The sequence below is a fragment of the Corallococcus sp. NCSPR001 genome (assembly GCF_017309135.1).
Taxonomy (GTDB): Bacteria; Myxococcota; Myxococcia; order Myxococcales; family Myxococcaceae; genus Corallococcus.
Genome location: NZ_JAFIMS010000002.1, coordinates 2,459,325 through 2,473,772, shown reverse-complemented (window position 1 = coordinate 2,473,772; position 14,448 = coordinate 2,459,325). Strand labels below are relative to the sequence as shown.

At 71.0% G+C, this 14,448-nt stretch carries 14 protein-coding genes; 9 read left to right on the top strand and 5 right to left on the bottom strand.

Going from position 1 to position 14,448, the window contains the following annotated elements:
- Nucleotides 1–74: 74 nt before the first annotated feature.
- Entirely contained in the window at nt 75–1,091 is a 1,017-nt protein-coding gene (locus JYJ93_RS12165) for a hypothetical protein (protein WP_206789966.1), read from the bottom strand.
- Between the two features lie 154 nt (nt 1,092–1,245).
- Here JYJ93_RS12165 and JYJ93_RS12160 point away from each other — a divergent pair, with 154 nt between their 5' ends.
- The 8 genes from JYJ93_RS12160 (at nt 1,246) to JYJ93_RS12125 (ending at nt 8,951) form a co-directional block, all read left to right on the top strand.
- The gene (locus tag JYJ93_RS12160) at nt 1,246–1,962 is read left to right on the top strand and encodes a MotA/TolQ/ExbB proton channel family protein (RefSeq protein WP_120527931.1); all 717 of its coding nucleotides are present in this window, start codon (nt 1,246–1,248) and stop codon (nt 1,960–1,962) included.
- Nucleotides 1,963–1,974: 12 nt separating this feature from the next.
- The gene (gene tolR / locus JYJ93_RS12155) at nt 1,975–2,460 is read left to right on the top strand and encodes a protein TolR (protein WP_206789965.1); all 486 of its coding nucleotides are present in this window, start codon (nt 1,975–1,977) and stop codon (nt 2,458–2,460) included.
- 3 nt (nt 2,461–2,463) lie between these two features.
- Entirely contained in the window at nt 2,464–3,234 is a 771-nt protein-coding gene (locus JYJ93_RS12150; protein ID WP_206789963.1) for a cell envelope integrity protein TolA, read from the top strand.
- Nucleotides 3,231–4,520 carry an LpqB family beta-propeller domain-containing protein gene (locus tag JYJ93_RS12145; protein WP_206789961.1) on the top strand — a complete coding sequence of 430 codons (1,290 nt, stop codon included), beginning with the start codon at nt 3,231–3,233 and terminating at the stop codon, nt 4,518–4,520. Before JYJ93_RS12150 ends, JYJ93_RS12145 begins: the two co-directional genes overlap by 4 nt.
- Nucleotides 4,521–4,578: 58 nt before the next feature.
- Nucleotides 4,579–5,775: an aminotransferase class V-fold PLP-dependent enzyme gene (locus JYJ93_RS12140; RefSeq protein ID WP_206789950.1), complete on the top strand. Its 1,197-nt coding sequence runs from the start codon at nt 4,579–4,581 to the stop codon at nt 5,773–5,775.
- 14 nt (nt 5,776–5,789) lie between these two features.
- Nucleotides 5,790–6,725: a Ppx/GppA phosphatase family protein gene (locus tag JYJ93_RS12135; protein WP_206789948.1), complete on the top strand. Its 936-nt coding sequence runs from the start codon at nt 5,790–5,792 to the stop codon at nt 6,723–6,725.
- Nucleotides 6,722–8,002 carry an MFS transporter gene (locus tag JYJ93_RS12130; protein WP_206789946.1) on the top strand — a complete coding sequence of 427 codons (1,281 nt, stop codon included), beginning with the start codon at nt 6,722–6,724 and terminating at the stop codon, nt 8,000–8,002. The genes JYJ93_RS12135 and JYJ93_RS12130 overlap by 4 nt, the downstream gene beginning before the upstream one ends.
- 97 nt (nt 8,003–8,099) lie before the next feature.
- Nucleotides 8,100–8,951 carry an AraC family transcriptional regulator gene (locus JYJ93_RS12125; RefSeq protein ID WP_206789938.1) on the top strand — a complete coding sequence of 284 codons (852 nt, stop codon included), beginning with the start codon at nt 8,100–8,102 and terminating at the stop codon, nt 8,949–8,951.
- A 6-nt stretch (nt 8,952–8,957) separates the two neighbouring features.
- On the opposite strand, the gene JYJ93_RS12120 is transcribed toward JYJ93_RS12125, so the two are convergent.
- The 4 genes from JYJ93_RS12120 to JYJ93_RS12105 form a co-directional block, all read right to left on the bottom strand.
- The gene (locus tag JYJ93_RS12120; RefSeq protein WP_206789936.1) at nt 8,958–9,911 is read right to left on the bottom strand and encodes an NAD(P)/FAD-dependent oxidoreductase; all 954 of its coding nucleotides are present in this window, start codon (nt 9,909–9,911) and stop codon (nt 8,958–8,960) included.
- Between the two features lie 118 nt (nt 9,912–10,029).
- On the bottom strand, nt 10,030–11,349 hold the full coding sequence (locus JYJ93_RS12115) for a lysophospholipid acyltransferase family protein (RefSeq protein ID WP_206789934.1): 1,320 nt from the start codon (nt 11,347–11,349) through the stop codon (nt 10,030–10,032).
- 309 nt (nt 11,350–11,658) lie between these two features.
- Complete coding sequence (locus tag JYJ93_RS12110) at nt 11,659–12,432, bottom strand: hypothetical protein (RefSeq protein ID WP_206789925.1); 774 nt, start codon at nt 12,430–12,432, stop codon at nt 11,659–11,661.
- Complete coding sequence (locus JYJ93_RS12105; RefSeq protein ID WP_242543777.1) at nt 12,429–13,037, bottom strand: sigma-70 family RNA polymerase sigma factor; 609 nt, start codon at nt 13,035–13,037, stop codon at nt 12,429–12,431. The genes JYJ93_RS12110 and JYJ93_RS12105 overlap by 4 nt, the downstream gene beginning before the upstream one ends.
- 150 nt (nt 13,038–13,187) lie before the next feature.
- Between JYJ93_RS12105 and JYJ93_RS12100 the strand changes: the two genes are divergently transcribed.
- Complete coding sequence (locus JYJ93_RS12100; protein WP_206789914.1) at nt 13,188–14,444, top strand: hypothetical protein; 1,257 nt, start codon at nt 13,188–13,190, stop codon at nt 14,442–14,444.
- Nucleotides 14,445–14,448 lie beyond the last annotated feature (4 nt).

Below are 14,448 nucleotides of genomic sequence, written 5' to 3'. Positions count from 1 at the left end.
TAACGCATGAAGGGCCGGAAGCCTGGAAGGCCTCCGACCCTTTCATGACGCCCGCTTCCGGGTGGGCGCGGCGACTACTGCACGCGGTCGAGCGGGGCGATGGCGGCCTCCGCCGCGCTCGGGAAGTCGTGGGCGTAGACCCGCAGGCTCAGCATGTCCGCGCCCCGGGGCGAGATGTAGCGCCGGCCACCCGTGCCGTTCGCCTGCAGCGACACGAAGTACTCACCGGGGCGCAGGAACTCGAAGATGGCCGGGGACTCGTTGCAGGAGAACCACTGCCCCGCCTCGCCGTAGACCCACTCGTTGGTGTGCACGTCCTGGAAGTTGATGCCCACCTCGCTCACGCCCGCCTGGTTGCAGCTGAGCCGCGTGGCGCCTTCATAGAGCTGCCAGCCCACCGCGGCGCCGCCAATGACCCAGGTGTTCGCCGTGATGGAGGCCGGGATGCCCGCCTGCGACGTGAAGCCGCCCCCGTAGTAGTAGAGGGGCCGCTCGTACGCGTCGACGCCGACGATCTCCAGGTAGTGCTGGCCGGGGGCGATCTCCGGCGTCTCCACCGAGTTGCCCTGGCTGCCCTGGTTGCAGTTGAAGCGCGCCCACGCGCCGTCATCCACCCGGGCATCCACGTACGCGACTCCCGCCTGGGCGCAGGAGGGGTAGTACGAGCCCGCCTCCGTCGGGAACAGCCAGTTCACATAGGCGTAGGAGGTGGCGCCCGTGTTGCCCGTGTTGAAGTTGATGGACACGGCCACGTTGCCGTCCACGGAGAACGTGCCGCGGTACGAGTAGACCGCCGCGCCGTTGTAGTCCACCGCCTGCGCCGTGAACGAGTACGTGCCGGGCGCGAAGTCGTGCAGGACGATGCCGTCGAAGCCGTTCGCCGAGCAGGGATACTTGCCGTCACCCTCGAGGATCTCGCCGTCGATGTAGATGTCCACACCGTCGATGTTTCGCATCTGGCCGCAGGTGGCGCCGTCGAAGCTCCACGACATCCGGACGTCGCCGGGGTAGCGCGGGTGGTTGCTTTCAACGACGCAGCCAGTGAGTCCAGAGGAGAAGCAGAGGAATGCGGCGAGCGTTCTCGCGTTCATGATGGGCATCCGTGGTTCGGGATGGGTGAGGTCGTCGGCCCGGAACACCCCTCCAGACGACCAACCCCGGGAATTATTCAGTGCCGTCCAAAGCAACCGGGCGTTGTCGGCGGGTTTGACCCACCCGAGGACGGAATGTTACGCGCTGGACCCCATGATACCCCACCTGCCCCTGGCCTTTGGCGCCATGAACTACGTGGAGATCATCCGCGACGCGTCGTTCATCGAGCTCGCGGTGCTCCTGCTCCTCATGGCCGTCTCGGTCGCCTCCTGGGCCCTCATCGCCATGAAGGCCACCCAGCTGTCGCGTGCGCGCGCCCAGTCACTTACCTTTCTAGACACGTTCTGGAAGGCGTCCCGGTTGGAGGCCATCTACCAGTCCGCCCAGAAGCTGGAGGGCTCGCCGCTGTCGAAGGTGTTCTGCGCGGGCTACGAGGAGCTGAGCAAGCTGGCGCAGACGGGCACCCAGGACGGCGGCGCCGAGGCCGCGATGAGCGCCAAGCTGGGCGGCATCGAGAACGTGGAGCGCGCGCTCAACCGCGCGGCCACGGCGCAGATCACGGAGCTGGAGAACCGCGTGTCCTTCCTGGGCACGGTGGGCGCCGCGTCGCCGTTCGTGGGGCTGTTCGGCACGGTGATTGGCATCCTGGGCGCGTTCAACAACATCGCGGAGCAGGGCAACGCCACGCTGGCCACGGTGGCCGCGCCGGTGGGCAACGCGCTCTTCGCCACGGCGGCGGGGCTGTTCGCGGCCATCCCGGCGGTGGTCGCGTACAACTCGTTCGTCAGCCGCATCAAGGTGTTCGACACGGAGATGTCCAACTTCTCCGCGGACTTCCTCAACATCATCAAGCGGCACTTCTTCCGCTAGGAGACCCGGCACATGGGCATGGGCGGAGGCAAGGGCGGCGGTGGCCGCACCACCATGAGCGAGATCAACGTCACGCCCATGGTGGACGTGATGCTGGTGCTGCTCATCATCTTCATGGTGACGGCGCCCCTCATCCAGCAGGGCGTGAAGGTGAACCTCCCGGAGACCAAGGCGGCCCCGGTGGAGGCGACGGAGAAGAAGGTCGTCCTCTCCATCGACGTGGGGCGCAAGGTCTACATCGGGGACGCGGAGGTCGCGCTGGAGGAGCTGGAGACGAAGCTCGCCGCCAACGCCAAGGCGCAGGCGGATAAAGAAGTGTACCTCCACGCGGACCGGGACGTGCCGTACGGCGTGGTGGTGGAGGTGATGGCCGCGGCCCAGCGCGCGGGCATCGCCAACGTGGGGATGATCACGGAACCCGCCACGGGCTCCAAGGCGTCCAACTCCGGCAAGGGCGCCCCCGCGGCCAAGGGCAAGCCCAAGGAGGCGAAGCGCTAGCCCATGAGCTCCGCGGTTTCCCACAGCCTGCTGGTGTCACGGCCCACGCGGCTGTCGCGCTTCCTCGTCGTCTCCGTCGTGGGACACGTGGCGGTGGTCGCGGCGGCGCTGCTCTACGCGAACTTCACGTCCGCGCCGAAGCTGAACCTGGACCAGAAGCCCATCAACGCGTCGCTGGTGCGGCTGGGCAAGCCGCGCGACCCCAAGCTGCTGCCGCGCAAGGAAGTGGCGCAGCCGCCGCCCAAGGAGGTCGTGGCGAAGCCCACGCCCACGCCTCCCGCGGAAACGCCCGCGCCCTCCCCGGCCGCCGTGGCGGTGCCCGGCGTGAAGCCCGCCCCGGCCCCCGCGCCCCAGAAGGGAGAGGCGTCCGCGGAGGACCGGCGCAAGAAGCTCTTCGGCGCGTTCGACAAGTCCGCGAAGCCCACGGAGCCGGAGGAGCTGGAGGGCGCCGAGGACGGCGACCCGGACGGTGACTCCGCGGTGGCGGAGGGCGAGCGGTACTACGGCCTTTTGAAGTCCCAGGTGCGCCGTCACTACAACGTGGCGGACACCATCCCCGACGCGGAGCGCCTGTACCTCAAGGCGCAGGTGGCCATGAAGCTGGGCCGCGCGGGTGAAGTGCTGGACGTGAGCCTGGCCAAGGCCAGCGGCAACGAGCTGTTCGACGCGGCGGTGGTGGCCGCCGTGCGCAAGGCCTCCCCCTTCTCTCCTCCCCCCGATGCGCTTCGCGACGCGCTCCAGAAGAACGGCGTCGTCCTGGTGTTCAGCCCATGAAAGCCCTCCTGCTGTCGCTCCTCCTCGTCCCCGCGCTGGCGCTGGCGCAGGCGCCCGTCATCGAAATCTCCGGCGCGAACTTCCGTCCGCTGCCGCTCGCGGCCCCCGCGCCCGTGGTGCAGGAGGGCGCGGACAAGAAGTCCGCCCAGTCCTTCGACACCGCCTTCACGTACGACCTCACCGCCTCCGGCATCTTCCAGGTGCTGGACCGCAACAGCTTCACCGCGGACGCCAAGGAGGGCATGACGGCGGGCAGCATCAACTTCAGCCGCTGGGCGGACGTGGGCGCGGAGTCGCTGGTGAAGGTGTCGCTCGCGCAGGACGGCGGCGCGCTGCGCGGCGAGCTGCGCCTGTTCAGCGTGGCCACGGGCAAGGAGGAGCTGAAGGTGGCCAAGGACGCGCCGGCCGGGGAGCCCCGGCAGTTGGCGCACACGCTGGCGGACGCGCTCTACCGGCACTTCACGCGCGAGCCGAGCCCCTTCCTGTCCCGCATCACCTACGTGCGCAAGGCGGGCGCCAACCGCGACGTGTTCGTGGCGGACTGGGACGGCATGAGCGCGCAGGCGCTCACCAAGGGGGGCACGCACATCCTCCCCACGCTCAGCCCGTCCGGCCAGGTGGCGTACACGTCCTACCGGAAGAACCGGCCGGACATCTACGTGCAGTCTCCCGGCGGCGAGGCGAAGCCGCTGGTGACCGAGGGCCAGATGGCCACGGGCATCGCGTACTCGCCGGACGGCAAGCGCATCGCCTACGCGCTGGCGGAGGGTGAGAGCGCGCAAATCTACGTCGCCTCGGCGGACGGCTCCGGCGCGAAGGCCATCACGGACACGCCCTACGGCCTCAACACCAGCCCCACCTGGTCGCCGGACGGCAAGCGCATCGCGTTCGTGTCCAACCGGGGCGGCAGCCCGCAGGTGTACGTGATGAACGCGGACGGCTCCGGCGTGAAGCGGCTCACCTTCCAGGGCAACTACAACCAGACGCCGGACTGGTCGCCGCGCGGGGACCTCATCGCCTTCACCGCTCGCGACGAGCGCAACGCGTTCGACCTCTTCACCGTCAACGTGGACACGGGCAAGGTGACGCGCCTCACGCAGGACCAGGGCAACAACGAGGAGCCCACCTTCTCCCCCAACGGCCGGCTCATCATGTTCAGCACCAACCGCAACGGCGCCGCGCACCTGTGGGTGATGACCGCCGACGGGAACAACCAGGTGCCGCTGCCCATGGAGAAGGGCTCCTGGCTGACCCCGGACTGGGGCAACGCTCCGGCGGCGAAGTAGTCCGTCACGGCGGGCGTCCGTTGACAGGGGGGACGCGCCGGGGTGCATTGCGCGCCTCATGAGCGCTCCCCTCCCCGCCCACAAGACCCACTGGGGGTTGGACCCCCAGGTCGTCTTCCTCAACCACGGCTCGTTCGGCGCCTGCCCCAGGCCGGTGCTCCAGCACCAGTCGGAGCTGCGGGCCCGGCTGGAGTCGGAGCCCGTGCGCTTCCTCGCGCGTGAGCTGGAGCCGCTCCTGAACGAGGCGCGCGCCGCGCTCGGGGCGTTCGTGGGCGCGGACCCGGATGATCTGGCGTTCGTGCCCAACGCCACCACGGGCGTGAACACCGTGCTGCGCAACCTGCGCTTCCAGCCCGGCGACGAGTTGCTCACCACGGACAACGAATACAACGCGTCAAAGAACGCGCTGGACGTGGTCGCCGCCGAAAAGGGCGTGAAGGTGGTGGTGGCGAAGCTGCCCTGGCCCGTGACGTCGCCGGAGTCGGTGGTGGACGCGGTGATGGCGCAGGTGACGCCGCGCACGCGGCTGTTGCTCGTGGACCACATCACCAGCCAGACGGCGCTGGTCATGCCGCTGGCGGAGCTGGTGCGCCGCTTGCGTGAGCAGGGCGTGGAGACGCTGGTGGACGGCGCGCACGGGCCGGGCATGGTGCCGCTGGCGCTCCAGGAGCTGGGCGCGGCGTACTACACGGGCAACTGCCACAAGTGGCTGTGCGCGCCCAAGGGCGCCGCGTTCCTGTACGTGCGCCGCGACCTGCAGCGGGACTTCAAGCCCATGGTGGTGAGCCACGGGCACAACTCGCCGCGCACGGACCGCTCGCGCTTCCGGCTGGAGTTCGACTGGGTGGGCACGGTCGACCCCACGCCCTTCCTGTGCATCCCCACCGTGATCCGCTTCATGGCGGGACTCGTTCCGGGCGGGTGGCCGGAGGTGATGGCGTCCAACCGGGAGAAGGTGCTGGACGCCCGGCGGAGGCTGGACGCGAAGCTGGGCAACGCGACGCCGCTGTGCCCGGAGTCCATGGTGGGCAGCATGGCGTGCGTGGCCCTGCCGGACGGCTTCCCGGAGCGCCCCGAGCCGCCGCTCTACGTGGACCCGCTCCATGTGCGCCTGTTCGAGGAGCACCACATCGAAATCCCCGTCACGGCCTGGCCCCGGGCGCCCAGGCGGCACCTGCGGCTGTCCGCGCAGCTGTACAACACCCCGGCGGACTACGAGGCCCTGGTGCGTGCTTTGGAAGCGCTGCTGCGTTGAGTAGTGTTCGCGGAATGCCTCGCTTCGCATCCATCGATATCGGGACCAACTCCGTGCTGCTGCTGGTGGCGGACCGCCAGCCGGACGGCCGCTTCCAGGCCGTGGTGGAGCGCGCCGAAATCACCCGCCTGGGCCGGGGCGTGGACACCCACCGCGTGCTGTCCTCCGAAGGCATGGAGGCCACGCTCTCCGTGCTGGTGGCCTTCGCCAACGAGGCCCGGGAGCTGGGCGCGGAAGCCATCGCCGTGTCCGCCACCAGCGCCGCGCGCGACGCGACGAACGGCGCGGACTTCATCGCCCAGGCCAAGGCCCGCGCGGACGTGACGGTGGAGATCATCCCCGGGGAGATGGAGGCGCAGCTGTCCTTCGCCGCGGTGGCGCAGGACTTCTCCAGCGAGGCCGCGGGGCCGCTGCTGGTGGTGGACATTGGCGGTGGGTCCACGGAGCTCATCTACGGCAGCGACGCCGACACGGTGGCCTTCCGCCACAGCTTCGACGTGGGCGCCGTGCGGCTCACGGAGCGCTACGTGCGCACCGACCCGCTGTCCCCCGACGAGCGCGGCGCCATCGAGGCGCACCTGCGCGACACCTTCTCCGCCCTGCCCTCGCCTCCCCCCGGCGCCATGCTGGTGGGCGTGGCCGGCACGGTGACGACGCTGTACGCCGTGCAGCACCAGATGGCGACCTACGACGCGGAAGCGGTCCATGGCGGCACGCTGTCCCGGGGCGAACTGGACGCGCTCACGGACCGGCTGTGCGCCATGCCCCTGGACGCGCGGCGGACGCTGCCCGGGCTCCAGCCCAAGCGCGCGGACGTCATCCCCGCGGGCGCCCTCATCCTGCGTGAAGTGGTGAAGGCGCTGGGCCTGGATGCGTGCCGCGTGAGCGACCGCGGCCTGCGCTGGGGCCTCCTGGCACACCGCTTCGGCTCCGGCTCCTCCCGCTCATGAACGCCTCCTCCCCCGTCGCTCCGTCCAGCTCGCACGCCACGCAGTCCGTGCGCGCGGGCTACGCGCTGTTCATCCTCACGCTGATCAACCTGGTCAACTACCTCGACCGGTACATCATCGCCGTCGCGCTGCCGGAGATTCAGAAGGACTTCGGCATCAACGACGCGCAGTCCGGCCTGCTGGGCACCGTCTTCATCATCGTGTTCATGCTGGCGTCGCCCCTGGGCGGCTTCCTGGGGGACCGCATCCCCCGCCGGCTCCTGGTCGCGGGGGGCGTCATCCTGTGGAGCCTGGCCACGGGGGCCAGCGGCCTGGCGTCCAGCTTCACGGCGCTGCTGCTGGCGCGCGCGGTGATTGGCATTGGCGAGGCGGGCTATGGCGCGGTGGCGCCGTCCATCATCTCCGACCTGTATCCGCGCGAGCAGCGCACGCGGATGCTGTCGTACTTCTACATCGCCATCCCGGTGGGCTCCGCCATGGGCTACGGCCTGGGCGGGTGGCTGACGCAGACGTATTCGTGGCACGCGGCGTTCTTCGCGGGCGGCGTGCCGGGGCTGGTGCTGGGCACCATGGCGTTCTTCATGCCGGAGCCCCAGCGCGGCGCCATGGACGGGCCGGACGCGGCGGTGAAGCTGCCGTTCATGGAGGGCCTCAAGGGGCTGGGCCGCAACATGGCCTTCTGGGCCACGACGGCGGGCTACACGCTGATGACGTTCTCCATTGGCGGCCTGGCGTTCTGGATGCCCACGTACCTGGTGCGTGAGCGGCACCTGTGGCTGGAGCACCCGGGCCGCGTGGGCCTGGTGTTCGGCGCCATCACGGCGGTGGCGGGCCTCACCGGCACCGTGGCCGGTGGATGGCTGGGCGACAAGATGGACCGCAAGCGCGCGGGTGGCGGCTTGTGGCTGTCCGGCATCGGCCTGGTGCTCGCGGCGCCGTGCATGTACCTGGCGGTGAACCTGCAGGACACGACGCTGACGTTCGCGGCCATTGGCGTGGCGCAGTTCCTCATCTTCCTCAACAGCGGCCCCATCAACGCGGCCATCGTCAACTGCGTGCCGCCCGCGTTCCGCGCCTTCGCCATGGGCCTCAACGTGCTGTGCATCCACATGCTGGGCGACGCCATCTCGCCCACGCTCATCGGGCAGATCGCCGACATGTCCAGCCTCCACACCGCCATCGCCATCAACGCGGTGCCGGTGCTGCTGGGCGGCCTGGCGCTCCTCGTGGGCTCGAGGCTGTTCCGGGACGCGGTGCCCCGCGCGCAGCAGGGCTAGCGCCCAGGTTGAAACGCCCGGGCTTGGAATGCATCCGAGCCCTGTTCAACGGCGTGGGCAGGTTCACTGCCCGCCAGCGCATGAAGCGGAGGCGTTCGTGGCGGTCGCGCATTCACACCCGGTACACGGCTGGGAGACGCCATCGAGCACCCTGGTCGTCGCCTGCGGCCACGCCCAGCAGGCGCCCTCCCCCCACGCCTCCTCGCATCCGCAGGCCGTGCTCGCGCTCTACACGGGGGGCCGGGCGGTCATCGACCAGCGCACCCGGCTGACGGTGTCCGCGGGCGACGTGATGCTCATCCCCGCCGGTGAGAAGCACCGCACGGTGGCGGCCGAGCGGGCGGAGGTCTGGGGGCTCGGGTTCCATCCGTCCGCCTTCACGCACACGGAGGTGGGGCCCCTGCTGGAGCCCTTCGAGCGCGTGCGCCAGGGCGCCGCCGCCGTCGTGCCGATTCCGTCCGGGCGCCAGGAGCACCTGGTGCGGCTGTTGTCGGAGCTGCACGCGGAGACGCGCGCACCGCACCGCGCGCTGGGGGAGCAGGTGACGCGCAGCCTCTTCTCCCTGGTGCTCGCGGAGGTGGGCCGCTCCAGCACGTGGACGCCGGTGGAGTCGCGGGCGTCGCTCGCGGGGGACGCGCTCACGTTCATTGAACGGCACTGCCTGGAGCCCATCTCGCTGCGCGAGGTGGCCGCCGCCGTGGGCCGTTCCCCCGCGCACGTCACCACCGCGCTGAAGCAGGCCACGGGCCGCAGCGTGGTGGAGTGGATCATCTCCGGACGGATGGCGGAGGCGCGGCGGCGGCTGATGTCCACGGACGAGCGCGTGGACATCATCGCGGAGCGCGTGGGCTACGCGGACCCCACGCACTTCATCCGCCTGTTCCGGCGCGCGGAGGGGCTCACGCCCGCCGCGTGGCGCAAGCAGCACCGCGCGCCGTCCGCGCACTGACGGGCTTCAGTGCCCCTTCTGCCGTGAGGGGGCGGGCTTCCCCGTCACCTCCGTGTAGCGGCGGTCCGCGTCCTCCAGGATGAGGGCGTGGTTCATCATCGCCGCGGCGATGGTGCCCGCGCTGGCCGCCGCGATGGCCGCCTGCATCGGCGTGGTCATGTCGCCCACCGCGACGACGCCGGGCACGGACGTCTCGCCCGTGGGGCCCACCTTCACGTAGCCCAGGTCATCCAGCTCCAGCCCCAGCCGCGTCACCAGGTCGTGCTGCTTCTGCGGCGGCGCGGAGAACATCACGCTCCGGGCGATGCGCGTCCCGTCCTCCAGCTCCACCTCCGCCAGGCGCCCGTCCTTGCCATGCAGCGCGCGGATCCTCCGCTCCTCCAGCGGGATGCCCAGGGCCTGGAGCCGCTCACGCTGCTCCGCGGGCACCTCGAAGGCGCCGTGGGTGAAGACGATGAGGTCCCTGGACCAGTTCTGGATGATGGGGGCGCCGTCCAGGTACTGCGGGTTCTTCGCCAGCATGGCGAACGGTTGGTCCTTGATCTCCCAGCCGTGACAGTAGGGACACTGGAAGATGCTGGGCCCCCACAGCTCCTTGTAGCCGGGGATGTCCATCATGACGTCCACCACGCCCATCGCCAGCAGCAGGCGCCGGGCCTCCACAGACGTGCCGTCGCCCAGGGCCACGCGGAAGCCGCCCTCGTGCTTCTCCACGGAGCCCACGCGCGTGTCGCGCACCTCCACGTTGGGATAGGCCTTCAGCTGCTCGCGGCTGATGCGCCGGAACTCCGGTGGCGGGATGCCGTCGCGCGAACCGAAGCCGTGCATGTGCTCCGCCGCCGCGTTGCGCGGCGTGCCCGCGTCACAGAGCAGCACCTTCTTGCGCCCGCGCCCCAGGTACAGCGCGGCGTTGAGCCCGCCCGGGCCGCCTCCCACGATGACCACGTCGTATGCCGCCATTGCCCTGCTCCTCGTGTTGATTCCCTTGGAGAGGGAACCTAACGACCGGGCCAGGTCCAACAGGAGGGCGGGCCTTTCGACGGCATCGGCGGATCTTCCGGTCCGCCCGCGCCCTCCGCTACCGGGCGACGGACGCGTCGAGCTTCGGCCGGTACTCCTCCGCCAGTTGCTCCACCTCGCCCGCCAGCCGCTCCCCTTCCGCGAGCAGCCGGGCCTTCAGGCGCTTCCGGTTGCCCAGCGTGAAGAACAGCTCCAGGTCATGCCGGGTGGCGTCCCAGCGCTCCGCGAAGGACAGCGTGAACAGCGCCAGCGGCGGGATGCCCACGAAGGTCCCCAGCCCCCACGCCCACCCGCCCCACACCGCCGCGACCGCCGTCAGGCCCCACCACCACACGATGGACACCACCACCGCGGTGAGGAACTTCACCGTGGCCTGGATGTCCAGCTCCGCCCTGCGCGCCGCCATCCGGGGCAGCGGATACGGAAGCGCGAACACCGCCAGCCCCAGCGCGAACAGCGGCAGCCCGAACACGAGCCGCGCCAGCGTCTTCACCGCGAACGGCACCACGTTGCCCGGGCGGTACTGCACGGACAGCTCCTCCGGCCGCGTGGCCTGCACCAGCGACATCCGGTGGCCGAACGAGGACAGGTGCTGATGCAGGCGCGCGTAGCGCTCCGGCTCCTGCGTCCGGAACAGCCGCACCCCGCGCGCCCACAGCCGCAGCCGCTCCGCGTCCAGCGCGCCGCCCTGGCGGAAGGCGTAGAGCTGCTCCGCCACCTGCACCACCGGCAGGTCCGCCCACTGCTCCAGGTTCAACGTCACCGAGCGCAGGCCCTCCGCCACCCGCTCCGTCAGCGCGCGCACCGAGTCCTGCTCCGACGCCGCGTCCTTCGGAAGGAAGGCCGTCACGTCGATGGGCGCTCCCTGGTCGATGAGCACCTCGCTGCGAAAGACGTTCTTCTCCGCGTAGGTGAGCCCCACCGGGACGATGCGCACCGGGGCGCCCTCGCGCGCGGCGTTGAGCGCAATGCGCGCCGCCCCCGTCTTCAGCTCCGCCAGCTCCGGCTCCGAGTGGCTCTTGCCCTCCGGGAAGATGGTGATGGCCCGCCCCTGCACGAGCGCGCCCTTCGCCGCCTCCAGCGTGCCCTCGTTGCGCCCCATCTGCGTCGGGTCGTCCTGCTTGCGATACACCGGCAGCGCGTCCAGCCCCTTCAACAGCCAGCCGATGACGGGCAGCTTGAACAGCGGCGCCTTGGCCATGAACGTCACCTGGCGCCGCGTGAGGATGAACACCAACGCCGGGTCGATGAGCCCGTTCGGATGGTTGCCCACGAAGAGCACCGGCCCGGAGGGCGCCTCGCCCGGGGCATTCACCTTCACCCGGTAGAAGAGCCGCAGCGCCAGCGCCACCACCGCCCGCACACACGCGTAGAACACACCGCGACTGTATACCGGCGACCCACCCCGGGCCCGCCCGCGCTCCGGACACTGTCACCGCCGGGGGTGGGGAAGCCCCGCTTCCCCGACAGTCCGACGGATTCAGCCACTACAGAACAATCCGTTATGGCGGCGATCCACGCGACCGCGCTCGCGACACACCAGAGGAGAGCGGACATGGAAAGTGGACCGCCGCGTCCCGCGTCCGTGGTCACTCACGGACCCCACAAGGCACGGCAGTCCCCGCCCCCCTCCTGTGCTCGCACGGGAGGGGGGTTGTTCGCTCGTGGGGAAGTGCGTCGAAGCCGCTCAGCGCGGCTTGAGCGTGACCTGCGTGTCCGCGACGGTGCGGCCCTGCGCGTCCGTGAAGCGCGCGCGCACCGGCACGGGGCCCGTGAGCCATCCGCCCTGCACGGGCGTGCTGAAGGGCAGCGTGACGTCCACGCCCGCGGCGACCTCCGGGGCCGGCCCCTCGCTCGGGAAGAAGCGCAGCGGCTCGCCTCCGGAGGGCAGCCCCTCCAGCGACAGGCGCACACGCTCCGGCGCGGTGTAGCTGAACTGCACCGCGTTGCCCTCCGCGCACGTCAGCGTCCCACCGGGGCGGGCCTCCGCCAGCACCGTGCCCTCGGGTGAGACGCAGAAGGCGCGCACGCCCCAGGCCCCTTCGCCCGGCGCGGACGAGCGCGCCTGCCACTCCGGCACGTCCTGTTGCCCGGGCCGCTCCATCGACGGCGCCACGACGACCAGCGCCACGGTCGCGGCGGCGGCGCTCAGCGCCAGGGGCATGAAGAGCGGGGACGCGAACCACCTCCCGCGCTCGGGCGCGGCCACCGCGCGCGCGGGGGCGGGTTGGAGCCTGGCGAACAGCGCCTGCTCCAGGAGCGCGCTCCGGGACTGGGGCAGCGCCCGCCGCTCCAGCACCGACTCCACGCGCGTCAGCCGCGTGTACGTCTCCTGACACCCGGGACAGGTGGCCAGGTGCGCGCGCAGGCGCTCGAAGCCGTCCGCGTCCAGCCCGTCGCGGCCCTTCTCGAAGAGCGCGGCCATGGCCTGCTTCGCCCGGCGGTCGTCACATCCCCTCATCGCGCACCCCGCCTCTTGAAGAAGCTCCAGCCCTGCGTCTCCAGGTCCTCGAGGTACCCCTTCGACTGGAGGAACCCCAGCAACCGGGACTTCAACCCGAACTCGCGCCGCCGCACCTGGATGCGCGTGAGCCCCAGCGCCGTGGCGGCCTCCTCCTGGGGAAGGCCTTCACCGAAGCGCAGCTCGAACAGCCGGTGTTCCTCGCGCGACAGGCCGCCCTTGAACGCCGCGAGCAGCGCCTCCACCTCGCGGTCCTCCAACAGCTCGTCCAGCCCGCCCTCCTCGGAGGAGGACTCGGTGAGCCCCTCGAAGGCCTCGTCGCGGCCCACCATCTCGCGCTCGCGCGACTGCTCCAGCAGCACGTTGCGCGCGATGCCCATCAGGAAGTGGGCATAGGGACGCGTGCCGTTGTAGGCGGCGCGCGTGCGCGGCTCGAAGGCGCGGGCGAAGGTCTCCAACAGCGTGTTCTCCAACTCCATCGCGTTCCTCAGACGGGTGAAGGCTCCCCGCCATGCGGCCGCCTTGAGCAGGCGAGCGAGCGGCTCCGCGTGCGCGCGATACACTTCCGCCAGCACCTCCGGGGTGCCTTCGCGAAAACGGCGCAACGTGTCGTCATCCCACTCCATCCCTCAAGGGCTTACCGCGACCGTCGCGGTCCCGTCATCTGCGTGTTGTCGCGAGCGCCGTCCGGTGGATTGTCGGTTGCGCCCCGTGGCATTCTTTCGCACAGCGCATCGCGCAAACCCTTGATGCCTATGCCCCCTCACAGGCCCCTGGTCCTGGGTGTTCTTTTCCTCCTGGCCGGAACCGCCGCGAGCGCCGCGCCGGAGCAGGTGCATTACGCCCTCATCGTGGCCAGCAACACGGGCATCGGAGCGTCCCAGGCCCCCCTGCGCTACGCGGACGACGACGGCGCCCGGTACTACGAGCTGTTCGCGCCCCGCTCGCGCGAGGTGGTGCTGCTGAGCGTGCTGGACGCGGAGACCCAGGCCCTGCACCCGGGGCTCGCCGCGAAGACGCGCCCGCCCACGCACCCCGCGCTGGCGTCCGCGCTCGCCCGCCTGAACACCCGCATGGCGGAGGACCGGGCGAAGGGCGCCGTGCCGGTGCTGACCTTCGTGTTCGTGGGCCACGGCAAGCGCGGCGCCGCGGGCGAGGGCTCCGTGAGCCTGCTCGACGGCCCCCTGACGCGCACGGAGCTCTACGAGCGCGTGGTGGCGCCCAGCAAGGCGTCCTTCCTCCAGCTCATCGTGGACGCGTGTGATTCGTACTTCTTCGTGCACTCGCGCGGCGCGCTGCCGGTGGGCCCCGCGTACGTGGACGCGGTGAAGGGGCTTCTGGGCAACCGCGAGCTGGAGCGCTTCCCGCAGGTGGGCGTGGTGCTGTCCACGGCCTCGGAGCAGGAGAGCCAGGAGTGGAGCGCCATCCGCTCCGGCGTCTTCAGCCACATGGTGCGCTCGGCGCTGTCGGGCGCGGGGGACGTCAACGGGGACGGCAAGGTGGACTACGCGGAGCTGCGGGCCTTCGTGGCCGCCGCCAGCCAGGGCACGAACGACGTGCGGGGCCAGCCGAACGTGTTCATCCAGCCGCCCGCGCTCAATCGCGCGTTCGCGCTGACGGACCTGGGGGACGCCGCGTCGCTGGGCTATCTGATGGTGCCCACGGGCCTGGCGGGCCGGCTGTGGGTGGAGGACTCGCGCGGCCTCCGCGTGGTGGAGCTGCACAAGGAGCGCGAGCGTCCGCTGGTGGTGGCCCTGCCCGTGGGCCGCGGCTACTACCTGCGGGGCAGCGGACGGGAGGCGCCCTTCGCCATCAGCCGCGCGTCGGAGGTGGTGGACGCGGGCGGCCTGCCCTGGCACGACGCCAGCGTGGCGGCCCGGGGCGCGGTGCAGGACGCGATGCGCGACAAGCTCTTCTCCGTGCCCTTCGGGCCGCGCTTCTACCGGGGCTACATGGCGAGCCTCGGCATCACGCCGTCGTCGGACGAGGCCGACGCCGCGCTGGTGCCCTGAGCCC

What these genes read in the sequence shown, in the direction of transcription:
- JYJ93_RS12145 (WP_206789961.1), top strand. Translation starts at nt 3,231, where the DNA reads ATGAAAGCCCTCCTGCTGTCGCTCCTCCTCGTCCCCGCGCTGGCGCTG.
- JYJ93_RS12160 (WP_120527931.1), top strand. Translation starts at nt 1,246, where the DNA reads ATGATACCCCACCTGCCCCTGGCCTTTGGCGCCATGAACTACGTGGAG.
- JYJ93_RS12100 (WP_206789914.1), top strand. Translation starts at nt 13,188, where the DNA reads ATGCCCCCTCACAGGCCCCTGGTCCTGGGTGTTCTTTTCCTCCTGGCC.
- JYJ93_RS12140 (WP_206789950.1), top strand. Translation starts at nt 4,579, where the DNA reads ATGAGCGCTCCCCTCCCCGCCCACAAGACCCACTGGGGGTTGGACCCC.
- JYJ93_RS12135 (WP_206789948.1), top strand. Translation starts at nt 5,790, where the DNA reads ATGCCTCGCTTCGCATCCATCGATATCGGGACCAACTCCGTGCTGCTG.
- tolR (WP_206789965.1), top strand. Translation starts at nt 1,975, where the DNA reads ATGGGCATGGGCGGAGGCAAGGGCGGCGGTGGCCGCACCACCATGAGC.
- JYJ93_RS12110 (WP_206789925.1), bottom strand. Translation starts at nt 12,432, where the DNA reads ATGAGGGGATGTGACGACCGCCGGGCGAAGCAGGCCATGGCCGCGCTC.
- JYJ93_RS12150 (WP_206789963.1), top strand. Translation starts at nt 2,464, where the DNA reads ATGAGCTCCGCGGTTTCCCACAGCCTGCTGGTGTCACGGCCCACGCGG.
- JYJ93_RS12130 (WP_206789946.1), top strand. Translation starts at nt 6,722, where the DNA reads ATGAACGCCTCCTCCCCCGTCGCTCCGTCCAGCTCGCACGCCACGCAG.
- JYJ93_RS12120 (WP_206789936.1), bottom strand. Translation starts at nt 9,911, where the DNA reads ATGGCGGCATACGACGTGGTCATCGTGGGAGGCGGCCCGGGCGGGCTC.
- JYJ93_RS12165 (WP_206789966.1), bottom strand. Translation starts at nt 1,091, where the DNA reads ATGAACGCGAGAACGCTCGCCGCATTCCTCTGCTTCTCCTCTGGACTC.